The sequence below is a fragment of the Mesorhizobium sp. M1088 genome (assembly GCF_040318575.1).
GTDB lineage: Bacteria > Pseudomonadota > Alphaproteobacteria > Rhizobiales > Rhizobiaceae > Mesorhizobium.
Genome location: NZ_JAMYMO010000100.1, coordinates 1 through 2,375 on the forward strand (window position 1 = coordinate 1; position 2,375 = coordinate 2,375).

Genomic DNA, 2,375 nt, shown 5'->3' on the forward strand with positions numbered 1-2,375 from the left:
CGCCAAAGCAACAGCAGTCTGATCAGACCAGATACCGTTCCCGATTCGAAGGCCATCCGTCGAAAGCGCCGGCGTCAACGTGCAGGGAAAATCGCGCTTACGATTTAGAATCATGGGTGACCCTACCGGTCGGAATCACGACACTGTTTGCGCCAGATCAAATCTGCAGTTCGCGGTTGTTGCTCTGGCCTTTCGGCCGGGTTTCGCATCCCCATGCTCGACATGCAGGCCGGGTTCGCGGGCGTGGCGTGGAGGCAGATCGCTACGCCATGGATACCTCTCGGGTATCGCGAGCTCGCGGCAAACCCCTACGAGATCATGCGGTGCAATACGGGAAAGAGCCTGATTTTTTTGCCGACGTCGCGGCCAATCTTCCACATCGTCATCAGGTCTTCTGGGAACGCCTTCATGAGATGTTCCGTTTCGGGGTCCTTCGGGCGCCAGTATGACCGGCACACGGTTGTGGAACGTCGCCATGGGCGGATGCGGCGGCGGAATGCGCGAGAGCCGCGTCTTGTCGCGCGGCAGCCCTTCAAAGCCTTCCTCAGCGAAGCGCTCCTGCCAGCGCCAGACACAGGTTGCCGGTCCGCCGCCTTCCGAGAAACTCCCTCAGCTTCTCAGCTCTTTAGAGAAATACATCCACGCCGACGACCAGCTGCCGAAGCTAGTGCGGACGGGTCTCTTGCATGCCCAGTTCGAAACCATTCACCCCTATCTCGATGGCAATGGGCGGATCGGGCGCCTGATGATCGCCCTCCTGCTGGAACACTGGGGAACTTGAGGGCTCCGCTTCTCTATCTCAGCCTCTTCTTCAAGCGTCATCGCGAGGAATACTACCGGCGCCTCAATCTCGTGCGGCTAGAGGGCGACTGGGAGGGCTGGATCGATTTTTTTCTCGATGGCATCGCCACGATCGCCGATGAAGCTGTCGGCTCGGCGCGTGAATTGTTCAACCTCGGCAGCGTGGATCGCACGCGGCTGCTGGGTGTCGAATCCGTATCCGTTTCAGCTCTTCGATTGTTCGAGCGGCTTCCGCGGCATCCGATCGTGACCGTCGCATCGGCGATGAAGCTGCTCGACACGAGCAAACCGACCGCAGCCCGCGCCATCGAGGTGCTGGCCGAAATCGGTATCCTCGTGGAAACGACGGGAAAGAAGCGCGACCGCAGTTTCGCCTATCGCGCCTATATGGAACGTCTGCGAACCGGAACGGAACTGGACTTCAGCCGATGAGCGGCCGGCGGCGGATCACTCAACCCTATAGCCGAGCGTCCGATATCCCGTTCGCCGTTTTGCTGCCATGCGTGCCAGCACTGGGACCATCTCATCAACATAGTCGAAGACGATAACGGTCAGCCAGGTCATGTAGTCTTCGGGCGCCAGTATGATCGGCACACGGTTGTGGAAAGTCGCCATGAGCGGATTCGGCTCACAGGTCAGCAGGTCGCGCCAATTCTCCCAGAGCGCCGCCAAAGCGAACGGCGACTTCATGGCACAGGCGGCCAACGACAACAATGTCCACCTCTTGAGAAAACACCGTCAGAAGGGGAGGATGGGAACGGCGGCGGACAATAGCAACGAGAGGAAGAGGAGCGGTTCATGACCCGTGTCGCGCTGTATGCCCGTCACTCATCGACAACCAGCGCGAAGCCTCTATCGAGGATCAGCTGCGGCTTTGCCGAGAGCACGCGGCCAGGGAGAAGTGGACTGTCGTTCGGACCTATGCCGACGCCGCCGTATCCGGCGCAAGCATCATCCGTCGACCAGACATCCAGCGGCTTCTCGCCAACGCTCAACGCGGGCAATTTGAGATTGTTCCAACCGAGGCACTCGATCGCCTATCACGCGACCAGGAAGACGTAGCCGGCCTCTTCAAGCGACTTCACTTTGCCGGTGTCAAAATCGTCACTCTCTCCGAGGGCACCGTAGACGAACTGCACTTGGGCCTCAAAGGAACGATGAACGCGTTGTTCCTGTAAGCCTCTCGATGCCTCAACTGAAAGGACAGTCTTCCATCTTTCTCGGACCTTTGCCGACGGTCGCCGGTCAAGAAGTTGTGACCCGAAGCCGACATTTGTCTGGACCGTCGGTAGGTCTCGTCAGGGTGGAAACCGGAAGTTCGACGCGAACCCAACAGAGAGCTCGCCGGCTGTTCACAGCTGCTCTACGGGCTCGGTCCTCGGACAGGCCGGCCAGAGAACTATCCTTCCAGAAGCGACGCGGGATCAAGGGGCGCGTCGCCTGGCCGGACGTGACGCGCAGGAGAGGGCATCTTTGCAGCCGCGACGATCACTCCGGCACGCCGGCAATACCCAACGCTTCGACGTAGTGCTCGGCGAACACCTTGTCCCGCCACGGGTTGATCTGCCTCTGCA

The 2,375-nt window shown here is 60.0% G+C and carries 3 protein-coding genes and 1 pseudogene; 3 read left to right on the forward strand and 1 reads right to left on the reverse strand.

Features of this window, described 5'->3' with window-relative positions:
- Positions 1-445: 445 nt before the first annotated feature.
- Positions 446-781, forward strand: coding sequence for a Fic family protein (locus NKH49_RS34560; RefSeq protein WP_352930140.1), 336 nt, complete (start codon positions 446-448; stop codon positions 779-781).
- On the forward strand, positions 778-1,233 hold the full coding sequence (locus NKH49_RS34565; protein ID WP_352849816.1) for a Fic family protein: 456 nt from the start codon (positions 778-780) through the stop codon (positions 1,231-1,233). The genes NKH49_RS34560 and NKH49_RS34565 overlap by 4 nt, the downstream gene beginning before the upstream one ends.
- Before the next feature lie 15 nt (positions 1,234-1,248).
- Here the strand turns inward: NKH49_RS34565 and NKH49_RS34570 are convergent, their stop codons facing one another.
- Positions 1,249-1,491 (reverse strand): SOS response-associated peptidase family protein, encoded by a 243-nt coding sequence (locus NKH49_RS34570; RefSeq protein WP_352473163.1) that lies wholly within the window; start codon positions 1,489-1,491, stop codon positions 1,249-1,251.
- Between the two features lie 108 nt (positions 1,492-1,599).
- On the opposite strand from NKH49_RS34570, the pseudogene NKH49_RS34575 reads away from it, so the two are divergent.
- Positions 1,600-1,976: pseudogene (locus NKH49_RS34575) on the forward strand (recombinase family protein); the annotation flags it as partial.
- Positions 1,977-2,375 lie beyond the last annotated feature (399 nt).

Coding starts and splice junctions, on each gene's coding strand:
- NKH49_RS34560 (WP_352930140.1), top strand. CDS start 446: ATGACCGGCACACGGTTGTGGAACGTCGCCATGGGCGGATGCGGCGGC.
- NKH49_RS34570 (WP_352473163.1), bottom strand. CDS start 1,491: ATGAAGTCGCCGTTCGCTTTGGCGGCGCTCTGGGAGAATTGGCGCGAC.